18 protein-coding genes, 1 tRNA gene and 3 rRNA genes (1 of these 22 running past the window's edge) are annotated in these 25,504 nt (G+C 62.3%); 8 read left to right on the top strand and 14 right to left on the bottom strand.

Annotation, left to right across the window (positions count from 1 at the left end; genetic code table 11):
* Positions 1-53: 53 nt before the first annotated feature.
* A complete protein-coding gene (gene uvrD / locus Aeroheme_RS00650; protein WP_411166520.1) occupies positions 54-2,225 on the bottom strand; it encodes a DNA helicase II in 2,172 nt (723 codons plus the stop codon).
* A 409-nt stretch (positions 2,226-2,634) separates the two neighbouring features.
* Here uvrD and Aeroheme_RS00645 point away from each other — a divergent pair, with 409 nt between their 5' ends.
* The 4 genes from Aeroheme_RS00645 to Aeroheme_RS00630 all read left to right on the top strand — a co-directional run bounded on the left by Aeroheme_RS00645 (position 2,635) and on the right by Aeroheme_RS00630 (position 7,382).
* On the top strand, positions 2,635-3,633 hold the full coding sequence (locus Aeroheme_RS00645; protein WP_041212138.1) for a BMP family protein: 999 nt from the start codon (positions 2,635-2,637) through the stop codon (positions 3,631-3,633).
* Positions 3,634-3,730: 97 nt separating this feature from the next.
* Positions 3,731-5,296, top strand: coding sequence for an ABC transporter ATP-binding protein (locus Aeroheme_RS00640; protein ID WP_111913265.1), 1,566 nt, complete (start codon positions 3,731-3,733; stop codon positions 5,294-5,296).
* Complete coding sequence (locus Aeroheme_RS00635; RefSeq protein WP_163148968.1) at positions 5,296-6,414, top strand: ABC transporter permease; 1,119 nt, start codon at positions 5,296-5,298, stop codon at positions 6,412-6,414. Before Aeroheme_RS00640 ends, Aeroheme_RS00635 begins: the two co-directional genes overlap by 1 nt.
* 2 nt (positions 6,415-6,416) lie before the next feature.
* A complete protein-coding gene (locus Aeroheme_RS00630) occupies positions 6,417-7,382 on the top strand; it encodes an ABC transporter permease (RefSeq protein ID WP_025325295.1) in 966 nt (321 codons plus the stop codon).
* A gap of 58 nt (positions 7,383-7,440) precedes the next feature.
* On the opposite strand, the gene Aeroheme_RS00625 is transcribed toward Aeroheme_RS00630, so the two are convergent.
* Positions 7,441-8,346, bottom strand: a complete 906-nt coding sequence (locus Aeroheme_RS00625) for a LysR substrate-binding domain-containing protein (protein WP_025325293.1) — start codon at positions 8,344-8,346, stop codon at positions 7,441-7,443.
* Positions 8,347-8,465: 119 nt separating this feature from the next.
* Between Aeroheme_RS00625 and Aeroheme_RS00620 the strand changes: the two genes are divergently transcribed.
* The 3 genes from Aeroheme_RS00620 to Aeroheme_RS00610 all read left to right on the top strand — a co-directional run bounded on the left by Aeroheme_RS00620 (position 8,466) and on the right by Aeroheme_RS00610 (position 11,085).
* Positions 8,466-9,593, top strand: coding sequence for an S-(hydroxymethyl)glutathione dehydrogenase/class III alcohol dehydrogenase (locus Aeroheme_RS00620; RefSeq protein WP_025325292.1), 1,128 nt, complete (start codon positions 8,466-8,468; stop codon positions 9,591-9,593).
* 52 nt (positions 9,594-9,645) lie between these two features.
* The gene (gene fghA / locus Aeroheme_RS00615) at positions 9,646-10,500 is read left to right on the top strand and encodes an S-formylglutathione hydrolase (protein WP_139744682.1); all 855 of its coding nucleotides are present in this window, start codon (positions 9,646-9,648) and stop codon (positions 10,498-10,500) included.
* A gap of 78 nt (positions 10,501-10,578) precedes the next feature.
* Positions 10,579-11,085, top strand: a complete 507-nt coding sequence (locus tag Aeroheme_RS00610) for a DinB family protein (protein ID WP_241344895.1) — start codon at positions 10,579-10,581, stop codon at positions 11,083-11,085.
* Positions 11,086-11,161: 76 nt separating this feature from the next.
* Here the strand turns inward: Aeroheme_RS00610 and Aeroheme_RS00605 are convergent, their stop codons facing one another.
* On the bottom strand, positions 11,162-11,884 hold the full coding sequence (locus Aeroheme_RS00605) for a head GIN domain-containing protein (RefSeq protein WP_408837472.1): 723 nt from the start codon (positions 11,882-11,884) through the stop codon (positions 11,162-11,164).
* Positions 11,885-12,218: 334 nt separating this feature from the next.
* On the opposite strand from Aeroheme_RS00605, the gene ovoA reads away from it, so the two are divergent.
* Positions 12,219-14,369 (top strand): 5-histidylcysteine sulfoxide synthase, encoded by a 2,151-nt coding sequence (gene ovoA / locus Aeroheme_RS00600; RefSeq protein ID WP_411166519.1) that lies wholly within the window; start codon positions 12,219-12,221, stop codon positions 14,367-14,369.
* A gap of 57 nt (positions 14,370-14,426) precedes the next feature.
* Here ovoA and Aeroheme_RS00595 read toward each other — a convergent pair whose 3' ends face one another.
* The 11 genes from Aeroheme_RS00595 to Aeroheme_RS00545 form a co-directional block, all read right to left on the bottom strand.
* The gene (locus tag Aeroheme_RS00595; RefSeq protein WP_411166518.1) at positions 14,427-15,398 is read right to left on the bottom strand and encodes a bile acid:sodium symporter family protein; all 972 of its coding nucleotides are present in this window, start codon (positions 15,396-15,398) and stop codon (positions 14,427-14,429) included.
* Positions 15,399-15,668: 270 nt separating this feature from the next.
* A complete protein-coding gene (locus tag Aeroheme_RS00590; RefSeq protein WP_411166517.1) occupies positions 15,669-17,111 on the bottom strand; it encodes an amino acid permease in 1,443 nt (480 codons plus the stop codon).
* A 167-nt stretch (positions 17,112-17,278) separates the two neighbouring features.
* Positions 17,279-17,617 (bottom strand): tRNA-binding protein, encoded by a 339-nt coding sequence (locus tag Aeroheme_RS00585; protein ID WP_411166516.1) that lies wholly within the window; start codon positions 17,615-17,617, stop codon positions 17,279-17,281.
* Positions 17,618-17,712: 95 nt separating this feature from the next.
* The gene (locus tag Aeroheme_RS00580) at positions 17,713-19,158 is read right to left on the bottom strand and encodes an amino acid permease (RefSeq protein ID WP_411166515.1); all 1,446 of its coding nucleotides are present in this window, start codon (positions 19,156-19,158) and stop codon (positions 17,713-17,715) included.
* Positions 19,159-19,261: 103 nt separating this feature from the next.
* Positions 19,262-19,717, bottom strand: coding sequence for a beta-galactosidase subunit beta (locus tag Aeroheme_RS00575; protein ID WP_411166514.1), 456 nt, complete (start codon positions 19,715-19,717; stop codon positions 19,262-19,264).
* A complete protein-coding gene (gene ebgA, locus Aeroheme_RS00570; protein WP_411166513.1) occupies positions 19,714-22,782 on the bottom strand; it encodes a beta-galactosidase subunit alpha in 3,069 nt (1,022 codons plus the stop codon). Before ebgA ends, Aeroheme_RS00575 begins: the two co-directional genes overlap by 4 nt.
* Positions 22,783-23,112: 330 nt before the next feature.
* Positions 23,113-24,078, bottom strand: a complete 966-nt coding sequence (ebgR, locus tag Aeroheme_RS00565) for a transcriptional regulator EbgR (protein WP_139744696.1) — start codon at positions 24,076-24,078, stop codon at positions 23,113-23,115.
* 155 nt (positions 24,079-24,233) lie between these two features.
* Positions 24,234-24,348, bottom strand: a 5S ribosomal RNA gene (gene rrf, locus Aeroheme_RS00560).
* 22 nt (positions 24,349-24,370) lie between these two features.
* Positions 24,371-24,446, bottom strand: a tRNA-Thr gene (locus Aeroheme_RS00555).
* Positions 24,447-24,552: 106 nt separating this feature from the next.
* Positions 24,553-24,667, bottom strand: a 5S ribosomal RNA gene (gene rrf / locus Aeroheme_RS00550).
* 125 nt (positions 24,668-24,792) lie between these two features.
* Positions 24,793-25,504, bottom strand: a 23S ribosomal RNA gene (locus tag Aeroheme_RS00545); it runs 2,178 nt beyond the window's last position.

Genomic DNA, 25,504 nt, shown 5'->3' with positions numbered 1-25,504 from the left:
GACAAAAAAGGAGCCAACGGCTCCTTTTGTATTGATGGCGGGTGCGCTGCGCCTTACAGCGCCTCAAGGCGGGCATAGGCCGTCACCAGCCACTTGGCGCCGACGTCGTCGAACTGGATCTGCACCCGGCTCTGGGGGCCGACCCCTTCGAAGTTCAGCACTATGCCTTCCCCGAATTTCGGGTGCAGCACCCGCTGGCCGAGCTTGATGCCGCTGGCGTCGAAGCTCTGCTGCACCTCGTTCTGGCTGAAGCGGCCGTACTGGGTCGGGCGGCTGACCTGGGTGCGCAGCCGGATCTCTTCCAGACACTCGGCGGGCATCTCGCGGATAAAGCGGCTCGGCTTGTGGAACATCTCGCGGCCGTAGATGCGGCGGCTCTCCGCATAACAGATGTAGAGCTTCTCCATGGCGCGGGTCATGCCGACGTAACAGAGGCGCCGCTCCTCTTCCAGGCGGCCCGACTCCTCGGTGGATTGCTGGCTGGGGAACATGCCTTCTTCCACCCCGACCAGCAGCACCAGGGGGAACTCCAGCCCCTTGGCGCTGTGCAGTGTCATCAGCTGCACCGCATCGGCGTATTCGTCCGCCTGATTCTCGCCGGATTCCAGCGCCGCGTGGGCGAGGAAGGCGGATAGATCGCTCATGTCTTCCAGCTCGTCCGGGCGCTGATACTGGCGACAGGCGGTGACCAGCTCGTCCAGGTTCTCTACCCGTGCCTGGGACTTCTCGCCCTTCTCCGCCAGATACATCGCCTTGAGGCCGGAATTCTGGATGGCGATGTCCGCCTGCTGGTGCAGGGGCAACATGCCAACCTGCTCTTCCAGCGCATCGATGAGATCCACAAAACCGCGCACCGCATTGCCGGCGCGACCGGTCAGCACCTTGTCGTTGAGCAGCGTCTTGGCCGACTGCCAGAGGTTCTGGCCCTGATCCCGGGCGTTGTTTCGCAATATCTCCAGGGTGCGATCACCGATGCCCCGGGTCGGGGTGTTGACCACCCGCTCGAAGCTGGCGTCGTCGCCGCGGTTGTTGATAAGGCGCAGGTAGGCCATGGCGTCTTTGATTTCCTGCCGCTCGAAGAAGCGCAGGCCGCCGTAGATGCGATACGGCATGGCGTCCTGCATCAGCGCCTCTTCCAGCACCCGTGACTGGGCGTTGGAGCGATAGAGGATGGCGCAGTCGGCCAGCAGGCCGCCCTTTTCCTTCCAGTCCTTGAGACGGCCCACCACGAAGCGGGCCTCGTCCACCTCGTTGAAGGCGGCGTAGAGGGAAATAGGGTCGCCCTCGGCCCCCTCGGTCCACAGCTCCTTGCCGAGCCGCTCGGCGTTGTTGGCGATGACGCTGTTGGCGGCTTTCAGGATATTGGCGGTGGAGCGGTAGTTCTGCTCCAGACGTATGGTCTCGGCTCCCTGATAGTCGGTCAGGAAGCGCTGGATGTTCTCTATCTTGGCGCCGCGCCAGCCGTAGATGGACTGGTCATCGTCACCGACGATCATCACCTTGCCGGACTCCCCTGCCAGCATCCGCAGCCAGGCGTACTGGATGCCGTTGGTGTCCTGGAACTCGTCCACCAGTATGTTCTGGAAGCGATCCCGGTAGTGCTCGAGGATGTGGGGCCGGTTGAGCCACAGCTCGTGGGCGCGCAGCAACAGCTCGGCAAAATCCACCAGCCCGGAGCGATCGCAGGTCTCCTGGTAGGTCTTGTAGATCTGCTGATAGGTTCGAGTGACGGGATCGCCGTAAAGGTCGATGTCGCCGGGGCGCAGCCCCTCGTCCTTCTTGCCGTTGATGTAGCCCATCACGGCGCGGGGGGCCCAGTGCTTCTCGTCGAGGTTGAGCGCCTTGAGCACCCGGCGGATGAGACGGTACTGGTCGTCGGAGTCGAGGATCTGGAAATCTTGGGGCAGGCCCGCATCCAGATGGTGGGCCCGCAGCAAGCGGTGGGCTATGCCGTGGAAGGTGCCTATCCACATGCCGCGCACCCCGTCCCCTATCACCTTCTCGACCCGGCCGCGCATCTCGGCCGCCGCCTTGTTGGTAAAGGTCACGGCGATGATGGAGAAGGGTGAGCAACGCTCCACCTGCATCAGCCAGGCGATACGGTGCACCAGCACCCGTGTCTTGCCCGAGCCGGCGCCCGCCAGCACCAGCAGATTGCTGCGAGGGGCCGCCACCGCGTCTCTTTGCTTGTCGTTGAGCCCGTCGAGCAGGGTTGAAACGTCCATCACCACTCCTGTTTATTTATACAGGCGGCGATTATACGGCCTGAGCGGCCAGAGACCAAGTCGAGGTGCGGCGCCCGCACGCCCCTGCCGACAGAAGCGGCCTGGCCCCATGATTTGGTGCCGATAGAAACCACTTTTTTCATCGCCCCAGGAAAACGCTTGCGCATAACCTCATGAATAGAAACACAAATGTCGTTTGGCGCCTATTAATCGCAGCATTTAACTCTGCAAACAAACCTAAAAACAAACACTTATAAAGCAATTTGCTTATATTTCAAACCGTTAACGCAAACGTTTTTCCTCTATGATCCCCTTGACCCACAGGCTGGCTCACTTACAGTTAGCCAGCGTGCTTTATGACCTGCCAAGACAGGTTGTGGACCCTCACATAACAATCAAGGATACGATCGTGACTAAAGTGCTCAAGCTGGCCACCGTGGCCGCCCTCACCCTCGCTGCCCTTTCTGCCCAGGCAGCCTCCGAGCCCGCCGTCATCTATGACACCGCTGGCAAATTCGACAAGTCCTTCAACGAAGCCGTGTTCCGCAATGGCGTCGAAGTCTACAACAAGGACAAAGGCGTCAAGGTCAAGGAGTTCGAGCCCCAGAACGAAGCCCAGCGCGAGCAGGGCCTGCGTCGTCTGGCCAGCCGTGGCAACGGCCCCATAGTCGCCGTCGGCTTCAACATGGGTTCTGCGGTAGAGAAGGTGGCCACCGAGTTCCCGAACACCCAGTTCACCATCATCGACATGGTGGTCGACAAGCCGAACGTCCAGTCCCTCATCTTCAAGGAGCATGAAGGTTCCTTCCTGGTGGGTGCCCTGGCGGCCATCGCCTCCAAGACCGGCAAGGTCGGCTTCGTGGGCGGCATGGACATCCCGCTGATCCGCAAGTTCCAGTGCGGCTATGAGCAGGGCGCCAAGTACATCAATCCGAAGATCGACGTCTATCAGAACATGACCGGCTCCACCCCGGCCGCCTTCGCCGACCCGGCCAAGGGTGCCGAGCTGGCCAAGTCCCAGTTCGCCAAGGGCGCCGACGTTGTCTATGCCGCCGCCGGCGGTACCGGCATAGGTGTCTACCAGGCTGCCAAAGATGAAGGCAAGCTGGCCATTGGCGTGGATTCCAACCAGAACCACCTGCAGCCGGGCACCATGCTGACCTCCATGGTCAAGTCGGTCGGTCTGGCCGCGTACAAGAGCTGGGATGATGCCGCCAAGGGCAGCTGGAAGCCGGGTATCCAGTCCCTGGGTCTGGCCGAAGGCGGTGTTGACTGGGCGCTGGACGAGAACAACGCCAAGCTGATCACCCCGGAGATGAAAGCCAAGGTCGAAAGCATCAAGGCCGACATCATCGCCGGCAAGATCAAGGTGCACGACTACATGAGCGACAACTCCTGCAAGTACTGATACTGCAAGTACTGAGTCTCTGCTACGACTCTCAACCCAGACCGGCCCGCACGGGCCGGTTTTTAGTCTCTACTTCATGACCCGCAAGGACTGCATCATGGACCAGACAGATCGCTATGCCATCGAATTAAGAGGTATCGATAAGCGGTTCGGCGAAGTGTACGCCAACAAGCAGATCGACCTTCAGGTTCAAAAAGGCAGCATTCACGGCATAGTCGGCGAAAATGGCGCCGGCAAGTCGACCCTGATGAGCATCATCTACGGCTTCTATCATGCCGACAAAGGCGAGATGCTCATCGACGGCAACCCCTTCAAACCCCATGGCTCACAAGATGCGATTGCCGCAGGCGTGGGCATGGTGCACCAGCACTTTATGCTGGTGAACAACTTCACCGTGCTGGAGAACGTCATCCTCGGCGCGGAAAACGGCTGGCACCTGGGCAAGAGCCTGGCGGCGGCCGAGAAACTGCTCGGCGAGCTGGCCCGGGACTATGGTCTCGAGGTGCCGCTGCACGAGAAGATCGAAGATCTGCCGGTGGGCCTGCAACAGCGGGTCGAGATCCTCAAGGCGCTCTATCGCGGCGCCCGCATCCTGATCCTCGACGAACCCACCGGGGTGCTGACCCCGCAAGAGGCGGATCACCTGTTCGAGGTGCTCAAGAAGCTGCGGGATCAGGGCGCGACCATCATCCTTATCACCCACAAGCTGCGGGAGATCCTGGCCATCACGGATCAGGTCTCCATCATGCGCCGGGGCGAGATGGTGGCCCACGTCGCCACCAAGGACACCGACAAGGAGCAACTCGCCGAGCTGATGGTGGGCCGCAAGGTGCGCCTCAAGGTCGACAAGGGCACAGCCCAGCCGGGCGAGGCCAAGCTCAAGGTCGATGGCCTCTCTTACGTCGATGACGCCGGGGTGGAGCGGGTCAAGTCCGTCAGCTTCGCGGTGCGGGCCGGGGAAGTGGTCGGCATAGCCGGGGTCTCCGGCAACGGTCAGTCCGAGCTGCTCAGCCTGCTCGGCGGCATCCTTCAGCCCAGCAAGGGCAGCTTCACCATCTCGGGTGACGCCCAGAGCCACGAGGTGAGCCTGACCCATCCGGCCGATCCGGAGCGGGTACGCAACTTCGGCCTCGGCCACATTCCGGAAGACAGGCACAAGATGGGGCTGATCAATCGCTTCGAGGCGAAAGAGGCCTTCATCCTCGGTTATCACCGCCGCCCGCAATACAACAAGGGCTGGCTGCAGGACAAGGAGGCGATCCGCCAGGATTGCCAGGCCAAGATGGAGAAGTGGGACGTGCGCCCGCCGAGCCCGGAACACAAGACCGCGAACTTCTCCGGCGGCAACCAGCAGAAGCTGGTGATCGCCCGGGAAGTGGAACAGGACCCGGATGTGCTGCTGGTCGGCCAGCCGACCCGGGGCGTCGACATCGGCGCCATCGAGTACATCCACCAGCAGATCATCGCCATGCGCGACAAGGGCAAGGCGGTGCTGCTGGTGTCGGTGGAGCTCGACGAGATCATGAGCCTGTCTGACCGCATCCTGGTCATCGCCGATGGCCGCATCGTCGGCGAGCTGGACGGTGCCAAGGCGGATGAGCGCACCATAGGGCTTATGATGGCTAATATAGTGCCTGACGAGATTGCCAAGGAGGCCCACTGATGAGCCAAGTACGTATTCCTGCCTGGATCTCCGTGGGCGTGCTGCCCGCGGTCAATATCCTGCTGGCCTTCCTGGTGTCGGCCATCTTGTTCTATTACCTCGACATCAACCCGGTCGATGCGGCCGAGATCATGTGGTACGGCGCCTTCGGCACCGGCGAGGGGATAGGCTTCACCCTCTACTACGCCACCGGCTTCATCTTCACCGGTCTGGCGGTGGCGGTGGCCTTCCACGCCGGCCTGTTCAACATAGGCGGTGAGGGCCAGGCCTATATCGGCGGCCTGGGCGTGGGGCTGGTCTGTCTGCTGCTCGGGGACGTGCTGCCGTTTGCTCTGCTGCTGCCGCTCGCCATCATAGCCGGTGGCCTGTTCGGTGCGGCCTGGGCCTTCATCCCGGCCTGGCTGCAAGCCAAGCGGGGCAGCCACATCGTCATCACCACCATAATGTTCAACTTCATCGCCGCCTCCCTGATGGCCTACCTGCTGGTCGACGTCTTCAAGCCGCCAGGATCCATGGCCACAGAGAGCAAGGTGTTCGCCGTGGCGAGCTGGCTGCCGAAGATGAGCGAACTGGCGGCCGGTTTCGGTCTGGAGATGCCGAACAGTCCCCTCAACATCAGCTTCGTCTGGGCGCTGATCTGTGCGGCCCTGGTGTGGGTCTTCATCTGGCATACCCGCTGGGGCTACGAGATCCGCTCGGTGGGGGCCAGTCAGAGCGCCTCCGCCTATGCGGGCATCTCCTATCCCAAGGTGGTGATCCTGGCCATGGTGATCTCCGGCATGCTGGCGGGCTTCTTCGCCCTCAACGTGCTGCAGGGTGAGCTGCACCAGATCAAGCTCAACTTCGTGGAAGGCTTCGGCTTCACCGGCATAGCGGTGGCCCTGATGGGTCGCAACCACCCGGTCGGCGTCATCATCGCCAGCCTGCTGTTCGGCTTCCTCTATCAGGGTGGCGCCGAGCTCAGCTTCGAGTTCGGGGTGGATCGCAACATAGTGGTGGTGCTGCAGGGTCTGGTGATCCTGTTCTGCGGCGCCCTCGAGCACATGCTGCGTCCGCGCATCGAGCAGGCCTACCTGGCGTTTGCCAACCGCTCAACCGCACAAGTGAAGGGAGTCTGATCATGTTCGAAATGCTGATCCTGATGCTGGACGCGACCATTCGTACCGCGCCGCCGCTTATTCTGGCGGCCATGGCGGGGATGTTTTGCGAACGCTCCGGGGTGGTCAACATAGCCCTGGAGGGCAAGCTGCTGGCGGCGGCCTTCGCCAGTGCGGCCGCGGCCGCCGTCTCAGGCTCCGCCTGGATTGGGCTGGGTGCCGGGGTGGGGGTTTCCATCCTGTTCGCCCTGCTGCACGGCTTCGCCACCATCACCCACCGCGGTGATCAGGTGGTGAGCGGCATGGCCATCAACATACTGGCGGCCGGTCTGACCGTCACCCTGGGCCGTTACTGGTTCGATCAGGGCGGCCAGACTCCGGCGCTCTCCGGCGATGCCCGCTTCGCCCCCATCGACCTGCCCTTCGCCAAGGAGCTCTATGACGTGCCCGTCATCGGCCAGCTCTACAGCGAGCTCCTGAGCGGTCACTCCCTGCTGGAGTACGTGGCGTTCGCCGCCGTGCCCCTGGCCTGGTGGGTGCTGTTCCGCACCCGCTTCGGCCTGCGGCTGCGGGCGGTGGGCGAGGCCCCGGCGGCGGTGGATACCGCAGGTATCTCTGTGGTGCGGATGCGCTACACGGCGCTCATCATAGGCGGTCTGCTGGCCGGGATCGGGGGCACCTATCTGGCGGTGGCCCAGACCGCCCAGTTCATTCCCAACATGAGCGCGGGCAAGGGCTTCATGGCGCTGGCGGCGCTGGTGTTCGGCAAGTGGCGTCCCTGGAATGCCATGGCGGCCTGTCTGCTGTTCGGCTTCCTCGACGCCGTCGCCATCCGGTTGCAGGGGGTCAGCATCGGCGACTTCCCGATCCCGGTGCAGGCGATCGAGGCGCTGCCCTACATCTTGACGGTCTTCCTGCTGGCCGGTTTCATCGGCAAGGCGGTGGCGCCCAAGGCGCTCGGCACCCCCTACGTCAAGGAACGGGAATAGCACTCCCGCCCAAACAAGAAGGCCCGCATCAGCGGGCCTTCTCTTTTTCGGGGCGGGCTCAGCCAATGGGGCGCACCAGCGCCGGCTGGGCGGGATCGCTGAGCCGCTCGGCCAGATAGTCCACCAGCAGCCGCACCTTGGGGGAGAGGTGGCGGTTGTGGGGATAGAGGGCCCAGATCCCCTCCTGCGGCGCCCGCAGCTCCGGCAGCAGTTCGATAAGCTCCCCCCGGGCCAGGTGCTCGCTCACGTAGTAGTCCGGCAGCTGGATGATGCCAATCCCCTTGAGCGCCGCGTCCAGCAAGGCGTGGCCGCTGTTGCAGTGGAGCAGGCCGCGTACCCGCACGCTGTGGGGTTTACCGTCCAGGGTGAAGTGCCACTCGTCGCCATTGCCCACCAGGCAGTGGTGGCGGGCCAGCTCCGAGAGGCTGTTGGGCATGCCGTGGCGGGCGGTATAGGCGGGGGAGGCACACACATAGGGCACCCGTTGCGCCAGCTTGCGCGCCACCAGGGTCGAGTCCTTGAGGTGGCCGAGGCGGATCGCCAGATCGAACCCCTCGTGCACCAGATCCAGCAACTGGTTGGTGAGGTTGAGGGTCACCTCCAGCTGGGGGAAGCGCACCATGAAGTCGTTCACCAGGGGGGCGATGCGGCTCTCGCCATAGGAAACGGGGGCCGTGATGCGCAGGGTGCCCTGTGGCACCGCCTGATGGCGCCCCAGTGCCAGCTCCGCCTCGTAGAGGTTGTCCAGCAACTGGCGACAGTGGCGAAAGTAGATCTCGCCGAGCTCGGTGAGCCGCACCTGGCGGGTGGTGCGCAGCAGCAGCTTGGCCTGCAGCCTGTCTTCCAGCTGCGCCACCTGGCGGCTCACCTGGGCCACCGAGACCCCCAGCTTGCGCGCCGCCGGGGTAAAGCCCCCCTGCTCCGCCACGCTGACAAATTCACAGACCCCTTCCCAGCCGAACATTATTACCTATGTGTAAAAGTGATTTGATACTTAGCCTTATTATCACCAAATCGGCGGGAAACTACACTGAATGTCCGAACCCATTTACGTTCACCCACACAACCACGAGGACATCATCCATGGCACAGGTTCAAAGCATCAAGTGCAAGGCCGCCATCGCCTGGGGCCCGGGCCAGCCCCTCTCCATCGAAGAGGTGGAGGTCATGCCACCGCAAGCGGGCGAGGTGCGGGTGCGGATCGTCGCCACCGGCGTCTGCCACACCGATGCCTTCACCCTGTCCGGCGAAGATCCGGAAGGGGTCTTCCCCTGCATCCTGGGCCATGAGGGGGGCGGCATAGTCGAGTCCGTCGGCGAGGGCGTCACCAGCGTCAAGGTCGGTGATCACGTGATCCCGCTCTACACACCGGAATGCGGCGAGTGCAAGTTCTGCAAGTCCGGCAAGACCAACCTGTGCCAGAAGATCCGCGCCACCCAGGGTAAGGGGCTGATGCCGGACGGCACCACCCGCTTCTCCAAGGACGGCCAGCCCATCTATCACTACATGGGCACCTCCACCTTCAGCGAATACACAGTGCTGCCGGAGATCTCCATCGCCAAGGTGGACCCGGCCGCCCCGCTGGAAGAGGTCTGCCTGCTCGGCTGCGGCGTCACCACAGGCATAGGCGCCGTGATGAACACCGCCAAGGTCAAAGAGGGTGAGAGCGTCGCCATCTTCGGGCTGGGGGGCATAGGTCTCTCCGCCGTGATCGGCGCCCGTCTGGCCAAGGCCGGCCGCATCATCGCCATCGACATCAACGAGAGCAAGTTCGAGCTGGCCCGCAAGCTCGGCGCCACCGACTGCATCAACCCGAATGACTACGACAAGCCCATCCAGGAGGTGATCGTCGAGATGACCGACGGCGGCGTCGACTTCTCCTTCGAGTGCATCGGCAACGTCAAGGTGATGCGCGCGGCGCTGGAGTGCTGCCACAAGGGCTGGGGCGAGTCTGTCATCATAGGGGTGGCCGGTGCCGGTCAGGAGATCAGCACCCGTCCCTTCCAGCTGGTCACAGGCCGGGTCTGGCGCGGCAGCGCCTTCGGCGGGGTGCGCGGTCGCAGCGAGCTGCCGAGCTATGTGCAGCGCTACATGCAGGGGGAGTTCCGTCTCGATGACTTCATCACCCACACCATGCCGCTGGAGCAGATCAACGAGGCCTTCGATCTGATGCACGAAGGCAAGAGCATCCGCACCGTCATCCACTACTGATCCCATCACAGCCCCGCCCATCGATGAATGGGCGGGGCAGAGGAGTCCTTCGATGAATCTGGACATTATCAGCAGCAATAAAAGCTTCGGTGGCTGGCACAAGCAGTATCGCCACAGCTCCACTGTGCAGGGCTGCGAGATGCGCTTCGCCATCTACCTGCCGCCCCAGGCCCTCACCGGCCAGAAGGTGCCCGTGCTCTACTGGCTCTCCGGCCTCACCTGCACCGACGAGAACTTCATGCAGAAGGCGGGGGCCCAGCGCATCGCCGCCGAGCTCGGCATCGCCCTGGTGGCGCCGGACACCAGCCCGCGCGGCGAAGGGGTACCGGACGACCCCGGTTACGATCTCGGCATGGGGGCCGGCTTCTATGTCAACGCCACCCAGCACCCCTGGCGGGATCACTACCAGATGTATGACTACGTCACCCGGGAGCTGCCCGAGCTCATCGAGACCCACTTCCCGGTCTCCACCAGGCGCGCCATCAGCGGACACTCCATGGGGGGCCACGGGGCGCTCATCGCCGCCCTGCGCGAACCCGGCCGTTACCGCTCGGTGTCGGCCTTCAGCCCCATCAGCCACCCGAGCCGCGCCCCCTGGGGCCAGAAGGCCCTCGGCGCCTACCTCGGCAACAATCCGCTGCTGTGGCAGGAGTGGGACAGCTGCCAGCTGCTGCGCCACCACGACAGCCAGCCCCTGCCGACCCGGGTAGACGTGGGACTGGACGATCCCTTCCTGGCGGAGCAACTCGGCATCGATGCCCTGGCCGAGATTGCGACCGCCAAGGAGTGGCCCCTGGCGCTCCATCGCCATGCCGGCTATGACCACAGCTACTACTTCGTGGCGAGCTTCATCGAGGAACACCTGCGCTTTCATGCCAGCCACCTCGGCGAGCCGGCCCAGGGCTGACCAGGGGCCAGACAGGCCCCCATGGTCGCCCGCCCCTCATCAGCGGGCGGCCATAAACAAGGGAACAGGGAGACAAGGATGACGATCTTCACCACGCTGCTGGCCATGCCGGACCAGTTCGAACGACTGCTGGCACAGGTGCCCGCCGACCAGCTGGACTGGGAACCCGCCAACTGGGCCGGGACCCCCGCCGAGCGCTTCAGCGCCCGGGGGCACCTCTGCCACCTGCTGGACATAGAGACCCAGGGCTATCAGCTGCGCTTTCGCCGCACCCTGGAGGAGAGCCTGCCCGCGCTGGCCTCCCTCGATGGCTATCAGCTGGCGCGAGACAACCAGTACCCGTTGCAGGATACCGCGGTGCAGCTGGACCGCTTTCGTACCGCCCGCCTGCAGACAGTGGACTGGCTCAAGGCGCTACCCTCCAGCGCCTGGGCACGGCGCGCCCGCTATGGCGACTATGGGGAGGTGACCCTGGACGGTCTGGTGCGCCTGCTCGTCAGCCACGACCACCAGCACCTCGCCGGCATGCAGTGGCTGTTGATGCGGCTCAATGCAGATCTGCGCCTCGCGCTGCCTCTCGAGTGAGATAAAGCTGCGCGACCATGGATAACAAAACAGGCCCTGCATGGGCCTGTTATTTAGCTGTAATCGCGCCGGATACTCAGCTTCCTGCACGGGAGATGGCGCCGGACCCTGCGATCTCGCTCTCCAGCCTGGGGTTGCCCAGATAGCTGACCGAGCCGGAGCCGGCGATGCCGACCTTCAGCAACTCGCTGGCATTCACTGCTACGTCGCCACTGCCGGCGATATTGACCTCGACCTCCTCTCCTTTGAACTGCGCGCCCGACACGCCACCGGCACCGGCGATATTGAGCTCCACTTCCCTGGCCGAGCCCTCCCCCAGATCCAGGCTGCCCGCACCGGCAATATTGCCCTCCAGTCGATCCAGTGCCAGCTGGCTGGCGACTATATCCCCCAGGCCGGCCACCGACAGTACCAGCTCGTCTCCCGAAAAACCGCTCAGATCGCCGCGAGCCAGGCCCGCCAGCGCCAACTCTTCCACCTTGGGCAGGGTGATGGTGATATCGATGGGCTCGGGGGGATCGAGCCGGTAGCCCTCCTTCACCTCTATCTCCAGCTTGTCGCCCTTCTCGGTCAGCTCCAGGTAGGGCAGCAGGTTCCCCTGCCCCCGGATGTGGATGCCCCTCGCCGCCCCCGCCACCAGATGGATGTTGGCGGGCACCCCGGCCAGCACCCGGGTCACCTGCTGACCCAGGGGGTGGCGCTGCTCGATGACGGCGCCGTCACCGCTCACCTTGGTATTATCCAACTTGCTGCAACCACCGAGCCCCAGGGCCAGCATCACTCCCAGCATCCACTTCATTTCTCTCTCCTTGTTGATGGCCCTGTCCGGCCTGTCTGTACTCATCCGGGAATCAAGATGGCAATCCTCATGCCATAATCTCAAATGCATGATTTTTATGTTTTTTTATTATTTTAATTGCCAGAGCCATCAGGCTGTAACGCGCCATTCTGACTATATAGTGGTGAAATTGGCCATACCCAAATGGGAATTCACCTACCTGGCGAGTAGCCGCCATGACAACAAGTACCGACAGTTTTTGGTTGCCGCCCCGGTCTGTTGAGCCAATAGTGATACCTTGTGCGTATAGAGCTCTCCACCTAAGCATTTGTCACTGCCAACAAGGAGTCAGAGCGTGACCCAAGTCAGCCATCCATTCGCCAGCCCAGAGGGCCTGCCAGCCCCGACCCGCACCCCGCTGCTCGGCGGCGACGATCCCGAGCACAAGCGCCGCGAGCTGCTCGACTACTTCTGTCAGACCCTCGATCTCTACGACAGCCTGTTTGACTGCCTGGCCGATGAGCGGGCCTGGTTCAACAAGGCGATCCCCCTGCGCCACCCCCTCATCTTCTACTACGGCCACACCGCCGCCTTCTTCGTCAACAAGCTGCTGGCGGCCAACCTCATCGACCGGCGCCTCGACCCCCGCATCGAGGCCATGGTGGCCATAGGGGTGGACGAGATGAGCTGGGACGATCTGGACGAGACCCACTACGACTGGCCCGCAGTGGCCGAACTGCGCGACTACCGTGGCCGCGTGCGTGCCCTGGTGTGTGATTTCATCGAGCGTATGCCGATCGCACTGCCCATCGACTGGCAGAGCCCGGCCTGGGTCATCCTGATGGGGATAGAGCACGAGCGCATCCACCTGGAGACCTCCAGCGTGCTGATCCGCCAGCTGCCCCTGGCCTGGGTGCAGCCGCAGCCCTATTGGCCCGCCTGTACCCAGGCCCGCCACAGACGCGACCAGGTGCCCGCCAACAGCCTGCTGCCGGTGGCGGGGGGTCGGGTGCGCCTCGGCAAGCAGGACGCCACCTACGGCTGGGACAACGAATATGGCGAGCGTCACATAGAGCTGGCCCCCTTCCAGGCCAGCCGCATGCTGGTGAGCAACGCCGAGTACTTCCCCTTCGTGCAGGCGGGCGGCTATGAGACCCGGGCCTGGTGGGACGACGAGGGCTGGGGCTGGTGCCAGTATGCCAAGGCGCGCATGCCCAGCTTCTGGGTCGGCGACCCCAACGAGCCCGAGCAACTGCAACTGCGGCTGATGACAGAGCAGGTCCCCCTACCTTGGGATTGGCCCGCCGAGGTGAACCAGCTGGAGGCGGCCGCCTTCTGCCGCTGGAAAGCGGCCCAGACCGGCCTGCCTATCCAGCTGCCGAGCGAGGGGGAGTGGATGCTGCTGCGCGAGCAGGTGCCCGGGGATCAGCCGGACTGGCTGGAAGCCCCCGGCAACCTCAACCTGACCCGCTTCGCCTCCTCATGCCCGGTGGATGCCTGCCCCCAGGGCGACTTCTTCGATCTGGTGGGCAACGTCTGGCAGTGGACCAGCACCGCCATCGACGGCTTCGAGGGGTTCAAGGTGCACCCGCTCTACGATGACTTCTCCACCCCCACCTTCGATGGCAAGCACAGCCTCATCAAGGGCGGCAGCTGGATAAGCACAGGCAACGAGGCGCTCAAGTCGTCCCGCTACGCCTTCCGCCGCCACTTCTTCCAGCATGCGGGCTTCCGCTATCTGGTCTCACGCTATCAGGAAGCCATCACAGTGAATCCTTATGAAACCGACGCCCTAGTGGCGCAATACCTCGACTTCCAGTACGGCCCGACCCATTTCGGGGTGGCCAACTACGCCCAGACCCTGGCCAGCCTCGCCAGCGAGCTGTGCAGCCGCCATGAGCGGGCGCTGGACATCGGCTGCGCCACCGGCCGCGCCAGCTTCGAGCTGGCCCGCCACTTCCAGCACGTGGACGGGGTGGACTACTCGGCCCGCTTCATCGACGTGGCGCTCGCCCTCGCCAGCCAGGACAGCTTCCGCTATGCCCTGCCCCTGGAGGGGGATCTGGTGGAGTATTGCGAGGCGCGCCTCTCCAGCCATGATCTGGGCCGCGAGCAGGCCGAACGGGTCCACTTCAGCCAGGGGGATGCCTGCAACCTCAAGCCCAAGTACGAGCACTACGATCTGGTGCTCGCCTCCAACCTGATCGACCGGCTGCGCGAACCCGCCCGCTTCCTGCGGGACATTGCTCCCAGACTGCGCAGCGGCGGCCTGCTGGTGCTCACCAGCCCCTACACCTGGCTGACCGACTACACCCCCAAGGCGAACTGGCTCGGCGGCATCCGGGAGAACGGCGAGGCGCTGTCCACCCATCAGGCGCTGCAACGGCTGCTGGCGGCGGAGTTCGAGGAGCTGTGCCCGCCGAGAGACGTGCCCTTCGTCATCCGCGAAACCGCCCGCAAGCACCAGCATACGGTGGCCCAGCTCACCGTCTGGCGCAAACGCTGAGGGGGCGGCAAACGAAAGAGGGAGGCCCATGGCCTCCCTCTCTTTTTGCCCAAAGGCTTATCCCTCCTGGACCTGGGGCAGGGGCTCCTGCTCGCGGTAGCGACGGGCCAGCACGGCGCACACCATCAGCTGGATCTGGTGGAAGATCATCAGCGGCAGCACCATGACCCCGACGCTGGCGGCGGGGAACATGACGTTGGCCATGGGCACCCCATTGGCCAGGCTCTTCTTGGAGCCGCAGAAGACGATGGTGATCTCGTCCGCCTTATTGAAGCCGAGGCGGCGGCTGATCCAGACGTTCCAAGCCAGCACCAGCGCCAGCAGCACGCAGCTCAGCAGCACTATGCTGGCCAAGTCATACCAACCCACCTGATGCCAGATCCCCTGCACCACGGCCTCGCTGAAGGCCACATAGACCACCAGCAGTATGGAGCTCTGATCCAGCTTGCCGATCAGCGGCCGGTGGCTGTCGACCCAGCGGCCGATGAGGGGGCGCGACAGGTGGCCCACCACGAAGGGCAGCATCAGCTGCACCATGATGGCCTGGATGGAGTGCCAGGTGTCGATCCCCTCCCCCTGAACATTGATCATCAGCCCCACCAGCACAGGCGAGAGGAAGATGCCGAGTATGCTGGAGGCCGAGGCGCTGCACACCGCCGCCGACACATTGCCCCCCGCCATGGAGGTGAAGGCGATGGCCGACTGCACCGTGGCCGGAAGGGCGCAGAGATAGAGGAAGCCAAGGTAGATGGCCGGGCTCAGCCACTGGGGCACCAGCGGGGTGAGCAAGAGCCCCAGCAGCGGGAACAGCAGGAAGGTGCTGACCATCACCACCAGGTGGAGCCGCCAGTGGCCGAGCCCCGCCAGCAGGTTCTGGCGCGACAGCTTGGCGCCATGCATGAAGAAGAGCAGCGCCACCGCCAGCTTGGTCAGCAGCGCGAACCAGACGGCCACCTGGCCCTCGCAGGGGAAGAAGGAGGCCAGGGCCACCACCAGAATCAGCACAGAGGTAAAGGGATCCAGACGCACGGGGAGTCTCCAGGGAAAGCGCGTCCCGCACCGGATGGGGGACGACAGGGCACAGGAGGGCCATCCTCTGACGGCGACCCTCGATACGAAACCCCAGCTTACCCCGAACACAGGGAGGCGCAAAGTTGAGCGACGGCCCCAAGCATTCAGTGAAATTAAACGAGTTGATTTTTAGCGCTTTAAAACTGAACACCCAGGGCGGCCATGGCGGACCGGAGAGACAAAAAAACGGGTGGCCAGAGGCCACCCGCGCTGCACCGCAGTCGATGCTCAGATCTGCCGGGCCAGGGTGTCGCCGCCCGCCTTGCCCCCGGCGGCCAGCTTGCGGGCCTGGCGCTTCTCGAAGCGGGAGATCCACCAGTAGGCCAGCGCCGAGAAGACGGCGGTCATGAAGACGTTGATGAAGAAGGCGCGCACCAGATCCACCCCGGCCGGGAAGGCGGAGGCACTCATGCTCACCACGAAGATGGCGATCAGCACAGAGACCACGCTCATGCCGAAGGTGCGCGACCCCATGCGGAACTCGCGGGGAGTGTCGTCGTGTTTCCAGCGGAACACGAAGTAGGCCACCATGATGAAGATGGGCGGCAGCATGGCGGTACCGGCGGTGAGGTTGATGGCGGTGTTCATCATCTGCTGCACCGACTCGGAGCCGAAGCCGTTGACCACCAGCATCACGAACACGAACACAAACTGCCACCAGGCGGCGCGCACCGGCACCCCGTGCTCGTTGAGCTGGGTGGTCTTCTCGCCATAGACACCCTGGGGGATCTCGGAGAAGTGGATCTTCACCGGCGCCGAGGTCCACATCATCATGGAGCCGAACATGGCGATGAAGAGCACCACCCCGACCGCGCGGCCGACCAGCGTCTCGGAGAGGCCGAAGTACTGCGCCATGCCGGTGAAGATCTCCACCATGCCGCCGGCGTAGGTGAGGCTCTCGCGTGGCACGAAGACGTTCACCAGCAGGGAACCCAGCGCATACATGGCACCTATGACAACACCGGCGATGATGATCACCTTGATGAAGGACTTCTGACCGCCCTTGACGTCGTTGAGATAGGCCGCCGCGGTTTCGGCACCGCCCGCCGCCTGGAAGATCCAGCACATGATGCCGAGCGTCGCCCAGTTGACTGTGGGGGTCATGGCTTCCAGGGTGATGGGCTGGGCCGCCACATGGTCGCCGCCGAGGGCCATCAGGGCACCCAGCACATAGATGGCGAACAGGGCGAAGACGCCGTAGGCCACCAGTTCGGCAATCTTGCCGAGCCAGCTCGCCCCCTTGGTGGAGATGTGGGTCGCCGCCGCGAACAGCGCTATGGAGATGATCGAGGTGACGGTCGGCGAGAAGCTGTACTCATAGCCCAGCATGGCGTAGGAGGCGTAGGCGATGACGTTCGGCAGCAGGGAGACGAACCAGAACAGGTTGACGAACCAGTAGAGGAAGGAGCCCAGATAGGCCATACGGGTGCCGAGGGGTTTCTTGAGCCAGTCGTACATCCCCGACTCGGAGTCTTTATTGGCCGAGACGAACTCGGCGATGATGAAGACGAAGGGGATGAAGTAGACCAGGGTGGCCAGCAGGAAGATGGGGGCCGAGCTGAGCCCCAGCTCTATGTTGTTGTTGACGATATTGCGCACGTTGAACACGGCGGCAAAGGTCATCGACAACAGGGCAAACTTGCCTATGGTGCCGCGTACTGAATCAGACATATGTCCTCCAATGGACTCGCGCTCCCTGCGGGTAACGCTGTGACTCTGAATGTGTTCGGCAAGGGTCTGTCGGCCCCGCCATTTACTCTCTTGTTATGATCGGGCCGCCAGGGCGGCCTCGTTGGCAAACCGGCGCCGCCCTGTGGCACCGGCGCTCAATCGTTGGTTCAGACGATGGGGGTGCCCGGCGTCATCGGCACGCGAGGCTGCAACAGCACGCTCTGGCTCTCGTCCAGGGTCTCGGCGCAGAGCAACATGCACTCGGAACGCTCGCCGCGCATCCTGGTGGGTTTCAAGTTGGTCACCACCACCACCTCGCTGCCCAGCAGCTCCTCTTCGCTGTAATGGGGCACCAGGCTGGTGACCGTCTGCAGCGGCCGCTCGCCCCCCACGTCGATCTGGACGATATAGAGTTTGTCGGCCCCGGGGTGGCGCACCACCTCCAGCACCTTGCCCACCTTCATCTCGACCCGCTTGAATTCGGCAAACTCGATCGTCTCGCTCATTCCATGCTCCTTCTGTTCTGTGGTTCAACCTGTCGCGGGTGGCTGCCGCCACCCGCTTTCACTCTCTTGGCCACTCGGGCCCCATGCGTTGGGGATCAGGAGGGCTGGATGGAGACCTGCGCCGCCGGCAGGGCCTCTTTCACCCGGGCCTCCTCGCTCAGGGAGGCTTCATATCTGTTGTATTTCCACCAGGCGAAGCCCAGGAAGATCACGATCCCGCCGACGTTGTAGAAGACGATGGTCATGATGTCGGCGCCGGTCGGGAAGGTGGAAGCGAGGAAGCCCACCGAGAAGATGGCGATCAGCACAGAGACCACGGCGATGCCTGTGGTACGCGAGCCCATCTTGAAATCCCGCGGCAGGTGGTCGAGCTTCAGGCGCAGGTTGAGGTAGGCCAGCATGATGAAGAGCGGCGGCAGCATGGAGGCGGCGGCCGTCATGTTGATGACGGTGTTCATCAGATCCTGCGCCGTGTTGGAGCCCAAAGTCGGGATCAGCATCAGGGGCAGCACTATGAGGTATTGGATCCAGGCAGCCCGGGCGGGCACGCCGTTCTCGTTCAGCTCGACCGTCTTCTTGCCGAAGATGCCGGCCGGGATCTCGGAGAAGAAGATCTTCACCGGGGTCGCCGTCCACATCAGCAGGGAGCCGAACATGGCGGTGAAGGAGACCAGACCGACGAAGCGGTTCATCAGGATCTCCGGCAAGCCGAAGTAGGCCGCCAGCCCTTCGAACACCTGCACCGAGCCGCCGGTGTATTTCAGGGTGTCGCCGGGCACGAAGACGTTGATCAAAAGCGACGCTATGGAGTAGAGCACGCCGATGAAGATGCCGGCGATAATGATCACCTTCACGAAGGACTTGGAGCCCCCTTTGACGTCATTGACGTAGACAGCCACCGACTCGGCGCCACCGGCCGCCATGAAGATCCAGGTGGTAATGCCCAGGAAGGCCCAGCTGAAGTCGGGGATCATGGCCTCTACCGTGATGGGGTCGGCCGGCTGTACACCACCGACTAACGCCACACCTGCCAGCAGAATGTAGGAGAGGGTCAGCAGCAACATCAGGGACGAGGTCACCGAGGTGATGGGGCCCAGCATCTTGGCGCCGTTGGTGGAGACGTAGGTGGCAAAGGCAAACAGCACCATGCTTAAGAAAGTGGTCGCCAGCGGCGTGAAAATGTATTCGTAGCCCAAAAAGGCATAGGAGGCGTAGGCAATGACCCGCGGCAGCAGCGAGGTGAAGAAGAAGAGGTTCACGAACCAGTAGGTGTAGGCGGAGATAAAGGCCCAGCGGCCGCCGAGGGAGCTCTTCACCCAGGCATAGACACCCGCTTCGGAGTTCTTATTCAGTGACACGAATTCCGCAATGATCAGACAAAACGGAATGAAGTAAAAAATGGTGGCCAGAAAGAACATGGGGGCCGACGCCAGACCGATCTCGATGTTGTTGTTGATGACGTTGTTGAAGCTGAATACCGCCGCGAAGGTGAGCGACAGCAGACCGAACTTGCCTATCGTATTCCGCTTGGAATCGGACATGGTGCATCTCCAGACCTGTAGTTGTTGTCTGCCAAAAGGCGGGGCATGAGTTGTAGGGTGGCCCCGCCCTTCCGGCTTTTATCAGTGCAAAAACAGCGGCTTGTTATTTGTTTTTGAAGTAGCCGCCTTCGACCGTGACCTTGATGATTAGCTTGCGCACAGGGGCATCGCCGACGAACCGGTAGGCTTCGTCGTTCTCGAAGATCACCACCTGACCCTTGCCGACTTTCTGGCGCCCACGCACCTCACCGCCCAGCCACTCGCGGTCAGTGGTGTCGTCATAGGCCTGCTCGACCCGCAGATCCTGCTTGGCTGCCCACTCCACCGTCTCTTCCCCTTCCAGGTAGTAGTGGACGTCGAAGTAGCGGCGCTGCCCCTCGAACAACGAGGTGGCCGGGCTGACCCCCTCCTGCAAGCGGTAGGTGAGGGAGTCACCTATGGAGTGGCAGATGCCGGGCTTGAGGTTTGGCAGGTTGTTGATGGCCTCCACGCAGCGGCCCCACTTCTTGCCCTCCCGGTAGATGTTTTTGAACAGGGTCAGGTTGTCCAAGGTGATCATGCGAGCGTCCTCCCGCCGTTGATGCTGAGATCGATCCCGGCCAGGGCGGCCGGATTGAGGTTGCCACGGGCGATGGGCAGCAGGGTCAGACCGAAGCTGAACGGCTCGAAGCGCACCCGCCAGGAGTCCAGCACCTCTGAGCCCCAGGAGTTGGAGCCCAGCCCCAGCACCTTGTGATCCAGATTGAGGGTGAGATAACCGCTCGGCTCCAGCTCGTTGATGTGCTGCGCCCCGTGGATATGCTCCCAGCTGTAGGGCCAGACGCTCAGGTTGATGGGGGCATCGGGCCGCACGTAGAGACCGGCACCGTGGCGGTTGGTCAGGGTCGCCCAACGCACCTGCTGGCGGTTGCCGTTGTCCTGCGGGAAGGGGTAGTGCTCCCACATCTCGCCCACAGTGCTCTGGAAGCTGTCGATCCAGTTGCTCTGACGGCTGTCCTGATAGTTCTCACCCGGGCCCATGCCAAGGTAGTGCACCCGATCGAGATCCTGGCGAATACCCAGCTCGAAGCCGATCTTGGGAATGATGTCGTCATAGCCGCCGTAGGGCTGGCCACAGAGCGCCACATGCAGCTGGCCGTTCGGGCTCAGGGTGTAGACGTAGCGACAGCGCATGCCGAAGTCGAACACCGGTGGCGCGATCAGGCTCTCCACCGTCACCTCGACCGCCTCGCCCAGCTGACGCCAGCTCAGAGTGCGGAAGTGCTCCTGCATGATCTGCAGGTGGTTCGGGTGCCACAGGCTCTCGTACTCCTGCTTGTGGTTGTCGATCATCGGCTTGAAGAAGGTGAGGCGCGGCGCTCGTTCAATCAGCTCGATGCCGTCCTGCTGCCAGCTCACCAGCTTGCCGTCGAGGCGCGAGAAGCGCAGGGCGAAGCCGCTGCCGCTCAAGGTCAGCGCGAGCCGCTCATCGGCAATCTGCAACGCAGTGGCGTTGGGATTGGCAAAGGGCTGCAACTGGCGAGTCGACTCTTTCAGCTGGAACTGGTACTGGCCCAGCTCGTGCTCTGCCGCGCTGTAACGGGTGGCGGTGGCCTTGATGACCCGCAGCTGGACGAAGGTTTCCCGCCCATCCAGTTGCGGCAATTCGAGTTGCAGCTCTGTGGTAGCACCGGGAGCCACCCCTTCCAGCCGGATTTGCTGGCTGGCCAGCAGTTCGCCCTCTGCCTTCACCTCGACCAGCAGACGGATGTCGTCGAGATTGGAGAACCAGTAGCGGTTTTCCAGCTCAAGCCGACCGCTCGCCAGATCCAGCGCCCGCACCTTGACCGGGCAGATCACCTGCTTGTATTCGCGCAGGCCAGGCCCCGGGGTCTGATCCGGATAGATGAGGCCATCCATGCAGAAGTTGTAGTTGTTGGGGTAGTCGCCGTAGTCGCCGCCGTACTTGTAGACGGCGCGGCCCTGCTCGTCCTGATCCAGGATGCCGTGATCGCACCACTCCCAGATGTAGTGACCCTGAATGTGGGGATGACGGTCGAACACCTGCTGATATTCGCTCAGGCCACCCGGGCCGTTGCCCATGGCGTGGGCGTATTCGCAGATAATGCGCGGCTTGTCCATCGGGAACTCGCCGAAGCAGTTCATCTGGGAGACGCGCGAATACATGGTGCTCACCACATCCACCACCTCGGCATCGCGATCCTCTTCGTAGTGCACCAGCCGGGTCGGGTCGATCGCCTTGCAGCGCTGGTACATGGATCTGATGTTGCAGCCGTAGCCGGACTCGTTGCCGAGCGACCAGATGATGATGGAGGGGTGGTTCTTCTGGGCGTGCACATGGCGCTCGATCCTGTCCACGAACACCGGCTCCCAGAAGGGATCGTCGGTGATACGGCTGAGATCGCCGACGTTGGCGAAACCGTGGGTCTCCACGTCCGTCTCCGCCATCACGAACAGACCGTACTGGTCGCACAGCTCGTAGAAGCGCGGGTCGTTCGGGTAGTGGGCGGTGCGCACCGAGTTGAGGTTGTGCTGCTTCATCAGCACTATGTCGCGCTCGACCCGATCCATGCCGACCGCGCGGCTCTTGAGATGGTCGTTGTCGTGGCGGTTCACCCCGTGCAGCTTGAGGTAGTGGCCGTTGACATAGAAGAGGCCATCCTTGACCTTGATGTCACGCACCCCGACCCGCTGCGGGATCACTTCCAGCAGCTCGCCCTGACCGTTGTAGAGGGAGAGTTGCAGCTGATAGAGGTAAGGATCTTCGGCGCTCCAGAGATGGGGCTTGGCCAGATCCAGCGTGAAGCGGCAATCACACTTGCCATCGATGGCGAGATTGTCGAGCGAACCGCTGGCGATCTCGCTGCCCTGATCCAGCAGGGACCAGACCAGACGGTGATCACGAGCAGGCGCCCCCAGATTTTCCAGCTGGATATCGCAGCTCAGGGTGGCGCTGTCGTCGGCCAGCGCGGTGCGGATGAAGAAGTCCTGCACATGGGCGGCCGGTTTGCCCACCAGATAGACGTCGCGGAAGATCCCCGCCATCCACCACATGTCCTGATCTTCAATGTAAGTGGAGTCAGCCCACTGCATCACCCGCACCGACAGCAGGTTTTCACCGGTGTTGGCATAGGCGCTGATGTCGAACTCGGCGGTGAGGCGGCTCCCCTTGCTGAAGCCGACATAGTGGCCATTCACATAGACCTCGAAGTAGGTCTCCACCCCGTCAAACTTGATGATCACCTGCTCGCCATCCCAGGCCTGGCTCAGCACGAAGCTGCGCTGATAGGCGCCGGTGGGGTTGTTGCTCGGCACGAAGGGCACGTCGATGGGGAAGGGAAAACCCTCGTCTGTGTACTGCAGATTGCCGTGCCCTTCCATCTGCCACATGTTGGGCACTGTGATCTGGCCCCAGCCGCTCATGGGGCTGTGATAGAAGTCTTCCGGCACCAGCAGGGGGTGCGCAAAGTAGTGGAACTGCCACTGACCGCTCAAGGAGAGGAAGCGACGGCTCAGCTCCCGCTGCATGGTGGCCGCCAGCCCGTGATCGGTATAAGAGAAGAAGTAGGCGCGCGGAGCCAGCCTGTTTTCACCAACGAATTGGACGTTTTCCCAGTTATTCACATGTCCTCCCGGAACAAGACAACTTTGACTGAGTAAACTCTAGATAAACATTTACTAAATATCAGGTAATGATCGGTAAACTTTTAACCCCATCACACAAGATGGCTGGATTTGTGAGCGAGATCAGAAGCAGAAGATAAAGGGAGAGAGAGCTGCCTGGATGGCATGAATATTGACGAAGCGGGAATGAGTGAAGCAATTACCTATATATAACAATGTTATACGGAATAACGGGGACAGGGTGAAGCACGGGAAGGTAACACAGGAAGGTAAATAGAGGGGCGCGCCACCTGGAGTGGCGCGACTACAGAACATCTTTTTTTACTAAAATTATCGAGTGGTACCACGCAGGGTCAGGCGGCTGGGAACCAGCACCCGCAGCGGCACTTCCCGCTCATCCCGCAGCCGTTCGACCAGCAAATTGACTCCCTGGGAGCCCATCAACTCGGAGTGGATCCGCACCGTGGAGAGCGGCGGGAAGGTGAACTTGGCGGTCGGGATGTCGTTGACGCTGATGAGCTCGATCTGCTGGGGAATCGCCAGTCCCTTCTCGTGGATGGCTCTCAGCACACCTATGGCGATGGAGTCTGAGGCGACGAACAGGGCACGGGGCCAGTCTCCCGCCAGCATCTCTTTCGCCAGCCGGTAGCCGGAGGCACTGGAAAAGTCGCCGCGATAGAGGTCGCTCTCCTGCACCACTCCCAGCCGCTGACCGTAGTCGAGGAAGGCCAGCTCACGGAGATCCGGCGCCTCATCCTGACCCCCTATATAGCCGATGCGGCCATGCCCCTGGGCGATGAAGAAGTCCACCACCTGCTGGCTGATAAGCGCCAGATCCACGTCCACGGAGTCAAATTCCCCCTGGGAGCGGCAATCCACGAACACCAGCTGGGCAGAGAGAGAATGGAGCGCAGCCAGCCGCTCCTCGGGCAGATGGCCGATGACCATGATGCCGTCGACGGCGGAGAGCTCACGCCCCTCGGCGCCGTTGTAGAAATGGGTTAGCTCTATGTTGAAGCGGGCGCACTGGGTCTCGATGCCGTAGCGAATGGCGAGATAGTAGGGGTCGTTGACCTCGGTGCTCTGCGGATAGGCATAGACCGCCAGAAAGTGCAGCTTGCTCTTGTGCACCCCTTTGCGGGCGCTGCTGGTCTTGTACTCCAGCCGCTCGGCAATCTCGAAGATCTTCTGTCTGGTCTCTTCCTTGACGCTCAGCGTCGGATCTTCATTGAGCACCCGCGACACAGTGGCCTGGGACACCCCCGCCTCCTGTGCAATTTCCTTCAACGTGGCCATGCATACTCCTCTGGCGATGACTCCCGACAATACCTGACCAAGAGTAACGGGCAAGCCGCTGACAGCCCAGCATTTTTACTAAAAGAAGCCAGCCTGGATCGAAAAAATCCCAAAGCAAAAAGGCCTCCCGAATGGGAGGCCTCTTCTAAATAGGTGCCTGACAGTGTCCTACTCTCGCATGGCGAATGCCACACTACCATCGGCGCTACCGCGTTTCACTTCTGAGTTCGGCATGGGATCAGGTGGTTCCACGGCGCTATTGCCGTCAGGCAAAAGCTGTATTACTTAATAATGGTGCTGATACCCAGAGTCGAACTGGGGACCTCATCCTTACCAAGGATGCGCTCTACCAACTGAGCCATATCAGCACACTAACCGGTAAAGACCGCACTGTGTGCGCTATCTAAATCTTCTGTCCAACACAACCTGACGTTGTATCGCGACCAACCACATCGCTGTGATTGCTTAATTGAAGCCTGGCAGTGTCCTACTCTCGCATGGCGAATGCCACACTACCATCGGCGCTACCGCGTTTCACTTCTGAGTTCGGCATGGGATCAGGTGGTTCCACGGCGCTATGGCCGCCAGGCAAAATCTTCAATCTCGGAAAGCTGACGTGAATAACGACTTAGCTAGTTTGCTTTGTCATTATCACTGAATTAGGTAGTAGTTCGTTCACTTGCTACAAGGCCCAGAACACTTCTTGGGTGTTGTATGGTTAAGCCTCACGGGTAATTAGTATGGGTTAGCTCAACACGTCGCCGCGCTTACACACCCCACCTATCAACGTTGTGGTCTCCAACGGCCCTTTAGGACCCTCAAGGGGTCAGGGATGACTCATCTCAGGGCTCGCTTCCCGCTTAGATGCTTTCAGCGGTTATCGATTCCGAACTTAGCTACCGGGCAGTGCCACTGGCGTGACAACCCGAACACCAGAGGTTCGTTCACTCCGGTCCTCTCGTACTAGGAGCAACTCCCTTCAATCATCCAACGCCCACGGCAGATAGGGACCGAACTGTCTCACGACGTTCTGAACCCAGCTCGCGTACCACTTTAAATGGCGAACAGCCATACCCTTGGGACCGACTTCAGCCCCAGGATGTGATGAGCCGACATCGAGGTGCCAAACACCGCCGTCGATATGAACTCTTGGGCGGTATCAGCCTGTTATCCCCGGAGTACCTTTTATCCGTTGAGCGATGGCCCTTCCATTCAGAACCACCGGATCACTATGACCTACTTTCGTACCTGCTCGACCTGTCCGTCTCGCAGTTAAGCTGGCTTATGCCATTGCACTAACCTCCTGATGTCCGACCAGGATTAGCCAACCTTCGTGCTCCTCCGTTACTCTTTGGGAGGAGACCGCCCCAGTCAAACTACCCACCAGGCACTGTCCGCGAGCCCGATTCAGGGCCCTGCGTTAGAA

This window comes from Aeromonas sp. DSM 116730 (assembly GCF_046581335.1).
Classification (GTDB): domain Bacteria; phylum Pseudomonadota; class Gammaproteobacteria; order Enterobacterales; family Aeromonadaceae; genus Aeromonas; species Aeromonas rivipollensis.
Note: the sequence above shows the minus strand (reverse complement) of the source record. Positions and strands in the feature narration are given on the sequence as shown.

Coding starts and splice junctions, on each gene's coding strand:
- Aeroheme_RS00590 (WP_411166517.1), bottom strand. CDS start 17,111: ATGTCTGATTCAGTACGCGGCACCATAGGCAAGTTTGCCCTGTTGTCG.
- fghA (WP_139744682.1), top strand. CDS start 9,646: ATGAATCTGGACATTATCAGCAGCAATAAAAGCTTCGGTGGCTGGCAC.
- Aeroheme_RS00625 (WP_025325293.1), bottom strand. CDS start 8,346: ATGTTCGGCTGGGAAGGGGTCTGTGAATTTGTCAGCGTGGCGGAGCAG.
- ebgR (WP_139744696.1), bottom strand. CDS start 24,078: ATGGCCACGTTGAAGGAAATTGCACAGGAGGCGGGGGTGTCCCAGGCC.
- Aeroheme_RS00605 (WP_408837472.1), bottom strand. CDS start 11,884: ATGAAGTGGATGCTGGGAGTGATGCTGGCCCTGGGGCTCGGTGGTTGC.
- Aeroheme_RS00585 (WP_411166516.1), bottom strand. CDS start 17,617: ATGAGCGAGACGATCGAGTTTGCCGAATTCAAGCGGGTCGAGATGAAG.
- Aeroheme_RS00580 (WP_411166515.1), bottom strand. CDS start 19,158: ATGTCCGATTCCAAGCGGAATACGATAGGCAAGTTCGGTCTGCTGTCG.
- Aeroheme_RS00620 (WP_025325292.1), top strand. CDS start 8,466: ATGGCACAGGTTCAAAGCATCAAGTGCAAGGCCGCCATCGCCTGGGGC.
- Aeroheme_RS00630 (WP_025325295.1), top strand. CDS start 6,417: ATGTTCGAAATGCTGATCCTGATGCTGGACGCGACCATTCGTACCGCG.
- uvrD (WP_411166520.1), bottom strand. CDS start 2,225: ATGGACGTTTCAACCCTGCTCGACGGGCTCAACGACAAGCAAAGAGAC.
- Aeroheme_RS00610 (WP_241344895.1), top strand. CDS start 10,579: ATGACGATCTTCACCACGCTGCTGGCCATGCCGGACCAGTTCGAACGA.
- Aeroheme_RS00640 (WP_111913265.1), top strand. CDS start 3,731: ATGGACCAGACAGATCGCTATGCCATCGAATTAAGAGGTATCGATAAG.
- Aeroheme_RS00635 (WP_163148968.1), top strand. CDS start 5,296: ATGAGCCAAGTACGTATTCCTGCCTGGATCTCCGTGGGCGTGCTGCCC.
- Aeroheme_RS00575 (WP_411166514.1), bottom strand. CDS start 19,717: ATGATCACCTTGGACAACCTGACCCTGTTCAAAAACATCTACCGGGAG.